Origin of the sequence: Bacillus sp. B1(2022), assembly GCF_040259625.1 — a bacterium.
GTDB lineage: Bacteria > Bacillota > Bacilli > Bacillales > Bacillaceae > Bacillus > Bacillus velezensis.
The window spans coordinates 51,988-65,460 of record NZ_JANIFO010000001.1; the positions used below are offsets into that span (position 1 = coordinate 51,988).

Annotated in this window: 18 protein-coding genes; 11 read left to right on the forward strand and 7 right to left on the reverse strand. The window is 44.9% G+C overall.

Annotated elements, in window-relative coordinates; all coding sequences use genetic code 11:
- Positions 1-75: 75 nt before the first annotated feature.
- Genes NQS30_RS00260 through NQS30_RS00275 form a run of 4 tightly spaced genes read left to right on the forward strand, consistent with a single transcriptional unit; the run spans position 76 to position 2,820 of the window.
- On the forward strand, positions 76-255 hold the full coding sequence (locus NQS30_RS00260; RefSeq protein WP_003151018.1) for a hypothetical protein: 180 nt from the start codon (positions 76-78) through the stop codon (positions 253-255).
- Positions 256-303: 48 nt separating this feature from the next.
- Positions 304-1,227, forward strand: coding sequence for a DUF6895 family protein (locus NQS30_RS00265; protein ID WP_218791410.1), 924 nt, complete (start codon positions 304-306; stop codon positions 1,225-1,227).
- Positions 1,196-1,993 carry a hypothetical protein gene (locus tag NQS30_RS00270; protein WP_023357180.1) on the forward strand — a complete coding sequence of 266 codons (798 nt, stop codon included), beginning with the start codon at positions 1,196-1,198 and terminating at the stop codon, positions 1,991-1,993. Before NQS30_RS00265 ends, NQS30_RS00270 begins: the two co-directional genes overlap by 32 nt.
- Positions 1,984-2,820: a hypothetical protein gene (locus NQS30_RS00275; protein WP_085341586.1), complete on the forward strand. Its 837-nt coding sequence runs from the start codon at positions 1,984-1,986 to the stop codon at positions 2,818-2,820. Before NQS30_RS00270 ends, NQS30_RS00275 begins: the two co-directional genes overlap by 10 nt.
- Here NQS30_RS00275 and NQS30_RS00280 read toward each other — a convergent pair.
- From NQS30_RS00280 to NQS30_RS00300, 5 genes are all read right to left on the reverse strand, one after another.
- Entirely contained in the window at positions 2,810-3,763 is a 954-nt protein-coding gene (locus NQS30_RS00280) for an ABC transporter permease (protein ID WP_012118698.1), read from the reverse strand. The genes NQS30_RS00275 and NQS30_RS00280 overlap by 11 nt on opposite strands.
- The gene (locus NQS30_RS00285) at positions 3,760-4,680 is read right to left on the reverse strand and encodes an ATP-binding cassette domain-containing protein (protein WP_020957981.1); all 921 of its coding nucleotides are present in this window, start codon (positions 4,678-4,680) and stop codon (positions 3,760-3,762) included. The genes NQS30_RS00280 and NQS30_RS00285 overlap by 4 nt, the downstream gene beginning before the upstream one ends.
- 97 nt (positions 4,681-4,777) lie before the next feature.
- On the reverse strand, positions 4,778-5,332 hold the full coding sequence (locus NQS30_RS00290; protein WP_012118697.1) for an HAAS signaling domain-containing protein: 555 nt from the start codon (positions 5,330-5,332) through the stop codon (positions 4,778-4,780).
- The gene (locus NQS30_RS00295) at positions 5,333-5,647 is read right to left on the reverse strand and encodes a PadR family transcriptional regulator (RefSeq protein ID WP_015418447.1); all 315 of its coding nucleotides are present in this window, start codon (positions 5,645-5,647) and stop codon (positions 5,333-5,335) included. It abuts the gene before it with no gap.
- Positions 5,648-5,907: 260 nt separating this feature from the next.
- Positions 5,908-6,681, reverse strand: a complete 774-nt coding sequence (locus NQS30_RS00300; RefSeq protein ID WP_012118695.1) for an RsfA family transcriptional regulator — start codon at positions 6,679-6,681, stop codon at positions 5,908-5,910.
- Between the two features lie 202 nt (positions 6,682-6,883).
- On the opposite strand from NQS30_RS00300, the gene NQS30_RS00305 reads away from it, so the two are divergent.
- From NQS30_RS00305 to NQS30_RS00315, 3 genes are all read left to right on the forward strand, one after another.
- A complete protein-coding gene (locus NQS30_RS00305; protein WP_003151034.1) occupies positions 6,884-7,108 on the forward strand; it encodes a YuzB family protein in 225 nt (74 codons plus the stop codon).
- A 160-nt stretch (positions 7,109-7,268) separates the two neighbouring features.
- Positions 7,269-8,570, forward strand: a complete 1,302-nt coding sequence (locus NQS30_RS00310) for an HD domain-containing protein (RefSeq protein ID WP_007407654.1) — start codon at positions 7,269-7,271, stop codon at positions 8,568-8,570.
- 39 nt (positions 8,571-8,609) lie between these two features.
- Complete coding sequence (locus tag NQS30_RS00315; RefSeq protein ID WP_007407653.1) at positions 8,610-9,110, forward strand: YwgA family protein; 501 nt, start codon at positions 8,610-8,612, stop codon at positions 9,108-9,110.
- A gap of 64 nt (positions 9,111-9,174) precedes the next feature.
- Here NQS30_RS00315 and NQS30_RS00320 read toward each other — a convergent pair whose 3' ends face one another.
- On the reverse strand, positions 9,175-10,554 hold the full coding sequence (locus NQS30_RS00320; protein WP_032865071.1) for an amino acid permease: 1,380 nt from the start codon (positions 10,552-10,554) through the stop codon (positions 9,175-9,177).
- Between the two features lie 384 nt (positions 10,555-10,938).
- Here NQS30_RS00320 and NQS30_RS00325 point away from each other — a divergent pair, with 384 nt between their 5' ends.
- On the forward strand, positions 10,939-11,358 hold the full coding sequence (locus NQS30_RS00325; protein WP_012118692.1) for a MarR family winged helix-turn-helix transcriptional regulator: 420 nt from the start codon (positions 10,939-10,941) through the stop codon (positions 11,356-11,358).
- Between the two features lie 37 nt (positions 11,359-11,395).
- Here NQS30_RS00325 and NQS30_RS00330 read toward each other — a convergent pair whose 3' ends face one another.
- Complete coding sequence (locus NQS30_RS00330) at positions 11,396-11,584, reverse strand: 2-hydroxymuconate tautomerase (RefSeq protein ID WP_003151042.1); 189 nt, start codon at positions 11,582-11,584, stop codon at positions 11,396-11,398.
- A 105-nt stretch (positions 11,585-11,689) separates the two neighbouring features.
- Here NQS30_RS00330 and NQS30_RS00335 point away from each other — a divergent pair, with 105 nt between their 5' ends.
- From NQS30_RS00335 to NQS30_RS00345, 3 genes are all read left to right on the forward strand, one after another.
- On the forward strand, positions 11,690-12,349 hold the full coding sequence (locus NQS30_RS00335; RefSeq protein ID WP_003151043.1) for a site-2 protease family protein: 660 nt from the start codon (positions 11,690-11,692) through the stop codon (positions 12,347-12,349).
- Between the two features lie 12 nt (positions 12,350-12,361).
- Positions 12,362-12,880, forward strand: coding sequence for a YwhD family protein (locus NQS30_RS00340; RefSeq protein WP_007407649.1), 519 nt, complete (start codon positions 12,362-12,364; stop codon positions 12,878-12,880).
- A 143-nt stretch (positions 12,881-13,023) separates the two neighbouring features.
- Positions 13,024-13,455 (forward strand): hypothetical protein, encoded by a 432-nt coding sequence (locus NQS30_RS00345; RefSeq protein WP_085341583.1) that lies wholly within the window; start codon positions 13,024-13,026, stop codon positions 13,453-13,455.
- Positions 13,456-13,473: the final 18 nt, after the last annotated feature.

The following is a 13,473-nucleotide window of genomic DNA, read 5'->3' on the forward strand; positions in this document are numbered from 1 at the left end:
TACATTATATACCTTATTTGATTAATATATTTATGTAGGTTCCAAATAATTCTATAAACTGAAGGAGATGGAGATATGAACTTTAAAAAAATAAAAGAAGAAAAAAGAATCACGATCCCGACACATTTGTTAGCCGGAGATGCGGAACAATCAGGCAATTCTTTCGCTTGGAGCGGCTGGGTGCTTGTAGTGCCGAGCCAAGAAGACAATCAAAACCCGAATTTGAATTTCTCTGATTTAGCCGCTCAAAAGTAGGATAATCACTGTTTGGAGCCTACACATCTGAGACGAGGCGGTGAGAGTTTGACACAAGAGTATATAACAGAAATTAAGCGGGGAGCACTGTCATGGATTATTAAAAATATCCATTATTTCGATATGAATCATAAAGTAGCGAATGATTTCAGGTGGCGTCTTAAAACATTTATAGAACTCATTTTTCTTACCAATTACCTGATCAGAAATCAGGCAGATGATAAGGAAGTTGCTGTTTTAACGGAGTTTATTACAGAAAGGCTCCGTAATGATCAGCTTGAAGAATTTATTCATTTTGATCCGGACGGTCTCGCCGGATTGGCTATTGCGGGTGAATTTCTTACCTTGACTGATCACCCGTCACGGGCTTCGGTGATATGGGAGCTGGAAAAATTCACGGCAGCGCGTTTTGATTGCAGCCTTGCTAAAGTTCCCTTTCGGAAAATGGATCTGAAGTACAGTCTGCAAAGAGCAGGCGTAACCTCGGAAATAACGGATTTTTCTGACTTATATCACTACACAGCAGCTGGTCAGGATATCCCAAATACATATATGACGGATCATGATGCGTACAGCATCACTCATACGATTTTTTATATAACAGACATGGGATGTTCTTCGCTTACAGATAAAGAGTATCATCTGCCGTCGTTAAAAGAAAAGGTCCTGAAATTTCTCGGGATCTATATCTGTCTTGAGAATTTAGATATTACCAGTGAATTATTGATGTGCAGCTCTTTTTTACATATCAACATGGATAAGGACAACCATAAACCGCTCTATGAAGCAGCCTGGAATAAAATCTATCAGGGCCGAATGAAAGAGGGGAATGTCCCGAGCATCACCTATCAACATAAACCCGGTTTGACAGGTGAACAGCGAAGAGAAGATGTGTTCAAACATTGCTATCATACAACACTTGTCGCCGCTGGTGCCGCGCATGCCTGTCTTAGAGCAGAAAGGAACGATTAACTTGAATAGATTAGCTGAAGAGACAGACCAATTTTTATTATCTTTTGCTGAACAATCGCTTCCGGATCAAAAGAGCATTCAGCTGTTTGCCGGCTTCTGCAAGTACTACAGGAAGACGAGCCATTCTTCCGCTGTAAAAGAACATACTGAAAGGATTGCCTCCGCTTTCGTTGATAAGTCATGCTGGGAAGATCTGTTTCACTGTAACACGGCCATTGTCAATGAGTTGATTCATATCTATTTAACGGCAAAAGCTTATAAAAAGAAGCAGGGAATAGATTCGGATGATCAGGTCATACGTCACGGATTGCAAAACGGCTATCTTATAAAAAAAGAATGGCCTTATTTTAAATACGCCGAATTCGTCGGTTTGCTGAGCGAGCTGGGAATGTCAACTGACCATGAAAAAGTGCGCTTTTACAAGAATTCGATGTTTCAGCCTTTGCTCCATGACGCATGGAAAAGAACAGCTGAAAACGAGCTGGAGTTTGTCGAGTACTGTCTTCTTCATTTGAATGAGGGAGAGCATCTGCTTCATCCCGGCTTGAAAGTGTCCATTCAAAAATGGCTTGTGTTTTGTCTCGGCAGCCGAAAAATGAAACAGCTGTGCAATATGTTATTTATCCAATCGTGTATCGATCCATTTTTTTATGGCTGTCAAGCGGCTCTTCATCATATAAATAACGAGAATCCATCCATTCATTGTGCGCCGGCTCTTCTGCCGGCGATTGAGATTCTGAATCTGGAGTGTGGAACATGCAGATAGTCAAGGAACATTTTAATATAAAAAAAACAGAAGAATGGCTGCTGGGTTTTTGGAAGAACATTCAGCTGCAGCCGGAAGAAATGGAAGCAGATGATCTCATGCACCTGTTTTGCGGTTTAGCGGCATGTCATCATGTTGAAAGCAGAAAGGATACAGAAGAAGTTATTCTATTCCTAGACTGTTATTTCGGAGAAAAAACACACGAATGCCATCCGGTCCTGTTCGCGTATGCGTATCATGTGTACCGCAGGATAGATGCCGCAAAAAGCATCTTTTTTCATAACGGACTTGAACAAATGGCCCGCGGTTTACAAGAGGAACTGAAATCAGAGTCCTCCTCTATGATCCTCATGGTGTTAGGGGCTTATTTTGGGGCGGTGACTCCGGAAGAACTGATCGTGTTCTTAGAAACCGGGATGAAACGTGAGGCCGATTTGCTCATGGCGCCGGGCAGCATCCAGCAAGAACAGGCGGATGCCCTTTATGCCGTCACTTATTTGCAAATGAATGAATTGCAGCCTTTTCTCACGGAATGGTACAAAACATCAGACTTTGCTTTTTCAGGTTTAATGTTAGCCGAGTGCAGAAAGTATCACATTGACGCCGTTGCAAAATACACTGCCATTATGAAATTTCTCCAATTCGATGAGGCGCTTTTTATACGGGAAGGGCGGGAATTTCTACACTTTCAGCAGCGAAGCAGCGGGAGCTTCGGTTATTTGAATCCATTAGCGATGGACCAAGGGGCGGCCAGCGGCAAATTGCTGGACCGGCAGTATTTCCTGCCGTCCGCTCATTATGCCGCCGCCTCTCTGTCTATGCTGTAATGTCTCTCTTTTGAAAGACGGAAAAAGAAATCAATAAACAAATAAGAAAGTAGATCGCTATAACCGTCATGGAATAGGGGATGTTTAACGTTGAAATCGCATCACCCGCGCTTTTATTTACATAAGCAACGAGATTTAAATGCGGAAAGAGCGTAAATTTATACCACGTAAATTGGGCAAGCAAATCAGTTCCGCCCAATATACTGCCGGCAAACAGCAGTAAAATCGATAAGCAAAGGGAGAGCGCCTGGCTTTTGCACAATACTGACAAAGTGAACGCAATGGTGACAATGCTTATAATTGATATGAAACGCAAAAGCAGAATGATTCCGGATGCTTTGATTGAACTGATGGTATACAGACTGTCATTTAAATGAGTATAGACGAGCGGATATGAAGCATTGGAAAAACCGAATAACACGCCGCCGATCAGCAAACAGCTCACACAGTAAAATAAGTAAATCATACCGGTAAACAGAAGGGAGGCCAGAAATTTCGATGTTAAAATCCGCCATCTTCGGTTCGGGCTTGTAGCGATAAACTTAATCGTTCCAAGGGCAAACTCTTTAGAAACAACCCCGCTGACGGTTAAAATCGCGGTCAAGCTGACGAAAATCTCAAGCCCGTTTGAAGTAACCGTGCCGAAAAACCTCCAGCCGTTCCATTCATAAGGGTTGATGTTATGCTCCAAATAATAGTCTTTATTCTTAACATCAGCAGAATAATAAACGCCTGTCGTTTCAGCGGGTTTATCAATTTCTTCCTGTTTTTTTTCGGCGAGAAGCCGTTCTTTCCAATTGTTATCCGAGGAAGCATCTAACTCATGATTCATAATAAGGCCGGCCAGCAAAACGATGAGAAACAGGAAAAAAAGAGATAAAAGTGTGCCTTTTTTTCGGGTTATTTTTATGAATTCGTTCTGCGCCAGATGAAATATGCTCATACCGCGTCCTCCTGATCTGTAATCATCATGTATTTCTCTTCCAATGATAAAGTTCTTGCAGAAACGCGGGAAATCAGAATCTCTTTCTCTGCCAAAGATTTAATGACATACGGGATGGTATCTTCTTCCGCTTCCAATTCAATGATGCGGCTGTCTTTTTGCTGTACTTGAAGAATACCGTCCTGCTCTAATATTTCTTTCGCCCTTGCCGGATGATCGACCGTGACGGTAAACAGTTTTTTCTGACCAAGGTCATGTCTGTTCTTCATGTCTTCAATTCCTAAAATCCGTCCCTTTTTAATATAGGCAACCCTATCGCAAATCTCCTCCATTTCCGACAATAAATGGCTTGATAATAAAATGGAAACCCCTTGCTTCGCTAAATCGGAAAGAATGGTGCGCAATTCTTTCATTCCTTTAGGATCGAGGCCGTTCATCGGTTCATCCAGAATTAATAATCCGGGATTGTGAAGAAGAGAATAAGCGAGCCCCAAGCGCTGTTTCATACCTAATGAGAAATGTTTCACTTTTTTGCGGGCAGCCTGCTCTAGCCCGACTTTTGCAAGGGTATTCATAAGGTCATCCGTTCGCAGCGAGGTGCTGCGCAGTTTAGTAAAATATTTTAGGTTTTGCAAAGCGGTCATATTCGGATACATATCCGGGCCTTCAATGATAACCCCGATATGTCTCATAAAATATTCAAAGTCGCTGTCCGGTCTGCCTCTGAATGAAATGGCTCCTTCTGTTTTTTTAATAAGCTGTACGATCATTCTGAAAATAGTGGTTTTTCCTGAGCCGTTCGGCCCTAAAAGGCCGAAAATCTCGCCTTTTCTCACATCGAAAGAAATTGACTGTACAATAGGGGTATGATTGATTGTTTTAGAGACATCTTTTAATATCAGGGCTGGTTCAGTCATGATATTTGCACACCTTCCTTATGATTTAGGGTAAAAGCCGTCAAAACCGAAGAACATGCTTCCGATCAGGCCGGCAGCGATTAAAATGAGAGCAATGCTATACCACATTTTTCGATTCAATGGTTTCCCTCCTTACAACGCTGACATTCCATTTGAAATAGCGCAAAAAGATGCGGAATATCAGTTTCGAAAGATCAAATCCGGCCATAAACACCGCCATACCCGCTCCAAGAACCATACATCCGTTAAAAATGGCTGTTACAATCGGCACTTTTACGAGGAGAAAGAATGATCCGGTCATCAGCATCAGGCCGATCGCCATCAAACTTAACACCGCAACAGAGGCAAAAAGAAACGGTGTCAGCATAAACATGAAGTTGAACATGCCCATCCCCAGCATCAGGCCGAATGCTTTGAAAAACGAGCGCCATGTTTTCTGCTCCTCGGCATCGCTGATGAAAATATCCGCTTTTAAGGCGCGCGCAAGTGTTTTGGGGTTTCCTAAATTGCCCGCGATTTGTTCATCGCTTTTTCCTTCAGCGCCGCCCATTTGGAATATTTCGCCGATATCGGCGAGTATCTCTTTTTGCTCAAGTTCCGGCAGATCTTTTATTTCCCGCCGGAGATGTTTTAAATATTGGTCTTTACACATTCATTTTCCCTCCTTAATGATGCTGTTCACTTTTTCGGACAGGTCAAGCCATTCCGATTTTAATGTGTGATGATATAAGGCGCCTTCTTCTGTTACTTTGTAATATTTGCGTGATGGGCCTTGATCGGAAGCTGCTGTATACGTTTTTAGGTAGTTATTTTTTGTGAGTCTTCGTAATATGGGGTAGATGGTGCCCTCCGATACAGGGAACGTTTCACTTATGATCTTGATTAATTCATAACCATATAAATCTTCATAAAGAAGCAGGGACAACACACAAAGTTCCAACGCTCCTTTTCGTAATTGGCTACTCATTTACTATCATTCCCATCATATCTAATAATTGTATTCTCTATACAGTGTATTGCACAGTAGCTAATCGATCAATAATTCCTAAGAACCATTTGGGATGAGGAATTGAATCTTTATGCTTATGTGCGGGCGGGGACCGAGATGCGCAGCCCTTGCGGGAAGAAGGCCCCTGAACAATGTTTACATTAATATAGATCAGGATGCGCGTCATTGACAAATGGCAAAAACCCCTTTTTCCATGACAAGGAAAGGGGTTTTTTGAGTTATTCGGCCATTTTTTCTAAATTGCCGTTCCGGTCCATTTTGAAGGACGGAGAGGCATGTTCGTCGTCTTCAAATAAAACTAGTTTTCTGGCTCTGTTCATAATTTTTACCAAGGTTTCGTAGTCTTCCTGAATGGTTTTTTGATCTTTTTCAAGCTTTTCGACGGCCGCTTCCAGCTGCTCGGTTTTAGACTGAAGTTCTTGGTTTTCCCGTTTTAAACGGTCATTTTCCATTTGCAGGGCGGAAGTTTGCTTTCCGCTGCCTTCATAGCTCTGCAGAAATTGAATGACGTCTGCCATTGTGAGCTCCGCCTTTTGGCTCGGCTGCTGAGGCGCCAGCAAATGTGATAAACTAGCTAACTCTTCCTTGAAGCTTTCATCGACATAAGGCATATGTTCGCCGGACATGACGGCTTGCCGATCCTCTTTTGGCGCTTCCGTTTGAACCGTCTCTTCGGCTGCGGTTTCCTGCATGATGTCCGCATCCGGCGCAGGCGGCTGATATAATAGTTTCTTCTTGGCCGGCTGGCCGTTTCCGAGCGCGCGCATCCGCTGTTTCCGCTGTTTTTTGGCAAGCTGAAGCGCTTTTTCGTATTGATGGCGCACGACGGCATTCCACCTGAATCCGCACGCTGCCGACGTTCTGTTTAATTTATCGCCTACCTCTTCAAAGGCGTTCAGCTGCGTGCTTCCTTCCCGGACGTGCCGGAGCACGGTTTCCGCAAGCAGCAGGTCATTTTCCTCCGACCAGGCGTCCTGTCTTTGTTTTGTCAATGTTCTCAACCCCCAATATCTTTGATGGTATTAGAATGTCCAGATTGGAAAATATTTATACAAATTGGCTGAAAGAATGAGAGATACGCAGAGCCTTGCAGGATAAGATGAATCCTTGTACAATGAGATGTGATGTGATTTTTTTCGTTTTTAAAATTAAGATTTAACATAGAGGAACATTGAATGAAGGGAAGCGTACATCATGGCTAATGAATTCCGAGTGTGTGATGATTGCCAGGCCACCAATATTAAGACTTTGCTGCCGCGTTTGAAAGAAGCTGACCCGGATGCAAAAGTGGAGGTCGGATGTCAGTCATATTGCGGGCCCGGACGCAAAAAATCGTTTGCTTTCGTAAACAACCGCCCGCTGTCGGCGCCGACTGAGGACGAGCTGATTGAGAAAGTGAAAAAGAAGATCAAAAAGTAAATGTGTATTTTTACGACAGCCTCGCCCGATGGGTCAGGCTTTTTTGCTTCAAAAAATCAATGACGGAAAACTGGAACAAAACGCCGGACAAATTCAAGGATGTTTTCAAATTACAGAGCCGATATAATAGAATCACGGCTAAAAAAAAGAGGGAATGACGATGGCGTATCCAAACGGAAAATTATCAGAAGAAAAAGTGTTTAAAGATCCCGTTCACCGCTATGTTCATGTGCGGGACAAGCTGATCTGGGATTTGATCGGCACCCGTGAATTTCAGCGGCTGCGCCGGATCAAACAGCTCGGTACGACGTATTTGACGTTTCACGGCGCGGAACACAGCCGTTTTAACCATTCTCTCGGCGTCTATGAGATTGTCAGACGAATGGTTGATGATGTTTTTAAAGGGCGTCCTGAATGGGATGACAATGAACGCGAACTCTGTCTCAGCGCCGCGCTTTTGCACGATTTGGGACATGGGCCGTTTTCGCATTCCTTTGAAAAGGTTTTTCATCTGGATCATGAAGACTATACGAGGGAAATCATTCTCGGCGACACCGAGGTGAATCAGGTTCTCAGAAAGGCGGGACCGGGATTTCCGCAGGATGTTGCCGAAGTCATTGCCAAAACATACAAAAACAAACAGGTGGTCAGCCTGATTTCGAGCCAGATTGACGCCGACAGGATGGATTACCTTCAGCGGGACGCATACTATACGGGCGTCAGCTACGGACATTTTGATATGGAACGGATTTTAAGGGTGATGCGTCCGCGAGAGGACCAAATCGTCATTAAGCAAAGCGGCATGCACGCCGTCGAAGACTATATTATGAGCCGCTATCAAATGTACTGGCAGGTGTATTTTCATCCCGTGACGAGAAGCGCTGAAGTCATTTTGACGAAAATTCTCCACCGTGCGAAGCAGCTCCATGAAGAAGGGTATATCTTCACTCATGCTCCCGTTCATTTTTATTCCATTTTTGAAGGGAAGCTGACGCTTGCGGATTATCTGAAGCTTGATGAAGCCATCATTTTATATTATTTCCAGGCTTGGGAGGAAGAAGAGGACCCGATTCTGTCCGACTTGTGCCGCCGCTTCATTAACCGCCAGCTGTTTCAATATGCCGAATTTAACCCCAATGAGGAAATGTCGGCTTATTTTGAACTGACCGCTCTGTTTAAAGAGGCGGGAATTGATCCCAATTACTATTTAGTGGTCGATTCTTCATCGGATCTGCCGTATGATTTTTACCGGCCGGGTGAAGAGGAGGAGCGTCTGCCGATTCACCTGTTAACGCAGAAGGGCCAGATCAAAGAGCTGTCCAGGCAGTCCGCCATTGTCGAATCCATTTCGGGCAAACGCCGGACGGACCATAAGCTCTACTATCCGATGGACCTCATTTGTGACGATTCAGAAAACCCTGAAGCAAAATTAAAAATCCGGCAGCTGCTGGGACTGACATAGAAGGATTTTGGTAAAGAAGGAAAAGGAGATGTCGGGAATTTGTTGAAAGAACATGCAAAACTGATGAAGGTGTTCTCGGATTCTGGAGAAATCATCGGGCGGAAAAAGCTGCAGAAAATCATTTATATCGCGAAGAAAATGCAGTATCCTTTCTACGAAAAATATGATTTTCATTTTTACGGCCCGTATTCCGAAGAACTGACGCTTCGAATTGAAGAGCTGTGCAATCTTGGGTTTCTGGATGAGGTGAAGGAAAAAAAGGGCGGCTACTTTCAATACCGGTACTCGCTGACGGAGACGGGAGCCGAGTTTTTACATCATGCGGAGCTTACGATGCCGGATATGAAGAAGTACATCGACAGCGTCAACAGCCGCTCATCCCGGTTTTTGGAGCTGGTGTCTACGATTTTGTATTTTGACGGCCTTGAAGCTGAGGAAAAGAAAGAGAAAGTGTTTACGATAAAAAGCAAACAGAAATATACGGATGAAGAATATGATGAGGCGCTTCACTACATAGAAGAGCTGAAACACATTTGTTAAAGGCGATGGCTTTCGTCTTTTTTGATGAAAAAACCAGGCCGCGATAAAGCGGGCCTGGTTTTGTTTATTGTCTCAATTTGCTGTGCTTGTACGAATATAAAAAGTAAACGATCACGCCGATGATCAGCCAGACGGCAAAATAAAGCCACGTTTTCAGCGGCAGATTGACCATTAAAAACAAACAGCAGATAATGGCCAAAATCGGCAGTACGGGTACAAAAGGCACTTTAAATCCCCGTGGCAGATCCTTATGGGTGCGGCGCAGAATCAGCACGGACAGACTGACCATGGCGAATGTCAATAATGCGCCGATGTTTGAGAGATCTGACAGCTCTTTCAGATCAACAAAACCCGCGATGCAGGCGCTGATCAGTCCGATCAGCCACGTATTAAAGATCGGCGCTCCCGATTTCTTTCCGACAATGGTAAAGACTTTCGGCAGCATTCCGTCTCTTGCCATCGCAAAAGATATACGGGTCGCCGCATAGGTATGGGCGAGAACGACGGCCATCAGTCCGATCACCGCACCGGCAGCGATAACGCCCGCCACCGCGTTTTGTCCGACAGACTGCAGCACATAAGACATGGCTTCCGGCACATTAAGCTGTGAATACGGAACCATCCCCGTCATGACGAGACAGACGATGACGTATACCAATGTACAGATCACCAGTGAACCGATAATACCGATCGGCAGGTTGCGCTGCGGTTTTTTGACTTCTTCAGCCGAAGCGGAAATCGCGTCAAATCCGAGAAACGCAAAAAAGACGGCAGAAGCCCCCGTAATGACGCCTTTGATTCCAAAAGGCATAAAAGGATGCCAATTGCCCGGCTTTACAAAAAAGCTTCCTGTGATGATAAACAGCAAAACAATTCCGATTTTTACGAGAACCATTATATTATTAAAGGTTTTGCTCTCTTTAGAGCCGCGTGACAGAACGACGGCAATTAATAGAGTAATGATGATGGCAGGAAGGTTGACGATGCCCCCCTGGCTCGGCACGTGCAGCAGACTGTCCGGCAAAGGCATGCCGATTTCGGCTAACAGATTATTAAAATAACTTGACCAGCCGCTTGCCACCGCCGACGCCGTCACCATATAAACGGATAAGAGCGTCCAGCCCATTAAATGGCCGACAATTTCTCCCATGGTAGTGTAAGAGTAAATATAGGCACTTCCGTAAACCGGGAGAACAGAAGCGATTTCGGCGTAACATAATGCTGCAAGGCTGCAGACAACGGCTGCAATGATAAAAGAAAAGATTACGGAAGGCCCGGCGTTTTTCGCGGCCGTAATGCCTGTAAGAACCATGACGCCCGTCCCGATGACGGCGCCGATGCCCAGTAATGTTAAATCAAATCCACCCATCGTTTTGGCAGTCTGCCTGTTTCTGCTTTGTTCAAGCAGCTGGGTGATGTCTTTTTTTTGTAGGATATTCCGCAACACGCATCCCTCCATCCAAAAGTAAAAGCCAAGAGGGCCTCTTTGGCTTTTACCCGTGTCACATCTTCTGTGTAATCGACAATCCTGTGTTCTGTTTCCCCGTCTGTTCCGTTTCTTTTCCAGTCATATTGTCTGCCGCATCCGATCAGATTATCCTTTCCGTCAAACGCAGTCACCCTTAATGATTTTACCTGAATCATGTCTATAAAACCAGCATTGCATAAAAGGGATGGGTAAAAAAGCAGGAGATAATAGTCTGTATAGGGCAGGATAAAAGTTGTGGGCTTTCCGGCCGGAATTTTGACTTTCTCCGTAAGGTATCAGTAAAATGTAATAAAAAACAAACAATGATGATGGATGCATCTTGAAATGGGGAGTTTCTGCATGAAGCACGATATATTACAAGCAAATGTACTGGATTACGCGCTCACGAAATATTTAAAGAGCACGAAAAAGCTTGATGAGGCGACAATTCCGAAGAGTATAAACAATATCAGAGGATTTATTCTCAGGATTATTTACCGGCACGGCACGTGCACGATTAAAGATATATTGCAGGAAGTCACATTATCGCCTTCAGCCACGACAACCGCTCTGAATCATTTAGAAAAAGAGGGTTTCGTGGAAAGGTCGAGAAATAACGAAGACCGACGCACGGTATGGATGACGCTTTCCGAATCGGGAAAAATGGCGGCCATGCAAATGATTGAAAACCGGCAGATGCTCATTGACGAGCTGTTCGAAGCATTGACAGAAGAAGAAAAGAATACCTTTTTCAGCCTCGTTGAAAAAGTAATGAAATAAGCCGGCCTGACATAGCAGCGCCGGCCATTATCAAGGATTACTCCGTATCGCTGATCCGTTTGCCGGCGACGGCGTAATGATCCTTTCTCATTTCTTCAATCATGACAATGATCTTTTCTTCGGCTGCGCCTGTCGTTTCTTTTACGGCTTCTGTCACTTTTTCAACCAGATTCCGTTTTTGTTCATCTGTGCGGCCTTCAAGCATTTTAACGGTTACGAGCGGCATGGTGCTGATCCTCCTTTATCGTTTCCTCACTTTGGAAGAGAGGTCACTTATAGTATACTGAATGAAGGACAATCTTGCATTTTTTAAAAAAGGGGATTTTTACATTTGGACAGATTTTTATATTATCCGCTGGAGCTTATGCCCTATGTCGTGATTACGCTGATTGTGGCATTTACGATGCATGAACTGGCGCACGCGTATGTCGCGTATCGGTTCGGAGACGATACCGCGGCGAGGCAGGGCAGATTAACGCTCAATCCGATTAAACATCTTGATGTTTTCGGAACGATTCTAATTTTGGTCGCGGGTTTCGGCTGGGCCCGTCCGGTGCCGGTGAACCGCCGCGCCTTTAAAAGACCGCGGCTGGCGGGAGTGCTGGTTTCCGTCGCCGGGCCTGTAAGCAACCTGCTTCTTGCCTTTATCGGTTTCTTTTTGCTAGTGTTGATGCATGCTTACGGAATGGAGCTGCTTTCTGCATTCAGCATGGGGCTTGACCGCTTTTTCTCTATTTGGATTCAGCTGAATCTCGCGCTGTGTTTATTCAACCTGCTGCCGCTTCCTCCGCTTGACGGCTACCGGATTATTGAGGATCTCGTGCCGCCGCGGGTGCGCGCCAAAATGACTCAGTTTGAGAGCTACGGGATTATCGTGTTTCTCGTGCTGTTTGTGACACCGGTCGGCTCCTATGTCGTGTGGCCGCTGTTAAGCGAGGGGAGAGACTGGATTCTCAAGGTATTTGCCATTATATTTCAACCGCTTTTGTAGGAGGGTATTTTCATGGAAGAAAAAAAGAAGAAAACAATCGGATTTAATATTATTAAAAGTGATCCGACCGACGGACATGGCGGTTTTGGCGCCGGGGCGCTGAGCCTTGACAATATTTCTCCGGTATTTGTCGATGTGGAAGAGAAGGAAGCCTTCGTTGACATCGGCGCCATGCATGCCCGCAGTGTCGTTGAAAAAGGCATCAAATTCTTGCCGAACAAAGATGAAGTGCCGAACGGAAAACCGTACTGGCTCGTGTGGGTCACCATCGACAGAAAAGAAGAAGGCCCTTATTACGCGGGTGTGACGGCTTGTGAAATGACCGTGGACAGAAGTATCCGCAGAGGCTATAAGTCATTGCCGGAGCATGTGAATTTAATGGATAAATCAATGAAGCGCTGCATTATCGTGGACAAAATGGACGCCAGCTCAAAGCAGGTGCTTGCTGAATTTCTGCAGAAGCATGACCAAGGGCTCTGGGAACGTTCATCCGATGAATTGAAAACAGGACTGCTTCCGGAAGAAAAATAATTTGTGAACTTTTTGTGAACTTTATAAATATTTGCACTATTTTGCAATTGTACTGAGTAAACTGTTGATACAGAATCAGGACATGGAAAGCCCCGAGCCGAACCAAGACTCGGGATTTTTCATGTTTACGCGGAGGTTTCATCATGTTCACCGTCTTTGAAATCGGGCCATGGGTCATTGAAGCAGATGCGGAGGAAACGAGAAAACAATATGAAAAATCATGGCCTGATCCCTGCGATTGCGGGAGCTGCCGGAACTTTTCCGAGGCGGTGAATCTCCTTCCCGCCGAGAAAACAAGATTGTTTACGCAGTTTGGGATTCGTCCGGCTGTCTGTCACGATTTGGGGGAGCATGGAAAGGAAAACGGCCTGCATCATTATGCGGGCAGCTATCCGATTGTCGGCAGGCTTAGGGAAGGCTGGCCGAATTTTCATATCGAGAGGGCGGGAGATAACCGCTTTTCGTTTTCATTGCCGAGTACAACATTTTTTATACCGAAGGGTTTTCCTGACCCTATTATCCATCTCGACTTTTCACTCTTGCTCCCGTGGGTGCTTGAGGAAGACGCGGATTAAAGCCCGGCGCGCAATGCA

What these genes read in the sequence shown, in the direction of transcription:
- NQS30_RS00345 (WP_085341583.1), top strand. Translation starts at nt 13,024, where the DNA reads ATGTTCACCGTCTTTGAAATCGGGCCATGGGTCATTGAAGCAGATGCG.
- NQS30_RS00280 (WP_012118698.1), bottom strand. Translation starts at nt 3,763, where the DNA reads ATGAGCATATTTCATCTGGCGCAGAACGAATTCATAAAAATAACCCGA.
- NQS30_RS00330 (WP_003151042.1), bottom strand. Translation starts at nt 11,584, where the DNA reads ATGCCGCTCGTAACCGTTAAAATGCTTGAAGGCCGCACAGATGAACAA.
- NQS30_RS00260 (WP_003151018.1), top strand. Translation starts at nt 76, where the DNA reads ATGAACTTTAAAAAAATAAAAGAAGAAAAAAGAATCACGATCCCGACA.
- NQS30_RS00325 (WP_012118692.1), top strand. Translation starts at nt 10,939, where the DNA reads ATGAAGCACGATATATTACAAGCAAATGTACTGGATTACGCGCTCACG.
- NQS30_RS00305 (WP_003151034.1), top strand. Translation starts at nt 6,884, where the DNA reads ATGGCTAATGAATTCCGAGTGTGTGATGATTGCCAGGCCACCAATATT.
- NQS30_RS00285 (WP_020957981.1), bottom strand. Translation starts at nt 4,680, where the DNA reads ATGACTGAACCAGCCCTGATATTAAAAGATGTCTCTAAAACAATCAAT.
- NQS30_RS00340 (WP_007407649.1), top strand. Translation starts at nt 12,362, where the DNA reads ATGGAAGAAAAAAAGAAGAAAACAATCGGATTTAATATTATTAAAAGT.
- NQS30_RS00270 (WP_023357180.1), top strand. Translation starts at nt 1,196, where the DNA reads ATGCCTGTCTTAGAGCAGAAAGGAACGATTAACTTGAATAGATTAGCT.
- NQS30_RS00275 (WP_085341586.1), top strand. Translation starts at nt 1,984, where the DNA reads ATGCAGATAGTCAAGGAACATTTTAATATAAAAAAAACAGAAGAATGG.
- NQS30_RS00290 (WP_012118697.1), bottom strand. Translation starts at nt 5,332, where the DNA reads ATGTGTAAAGACCAATATTTAAAACATCTCCGGCGGGAAATAAAAGAT.
- NQS30_RS00310 (WP_007407654.1), top strand. Translation starts at nt 7,269, where the DNA reads ATGGCGTATCCAAACGGAAAATTATCAGAAGAAAAAGTGTTTAAAGAT.
- NQS30_RS00295 (WP_015418447.1), bottom strand. Translation starts at nt 5,647, where the DNA reads ATGAGTAGCCAATTACGAAAAGGAGCGTTGGAACTTTGTGTGTTGTCC.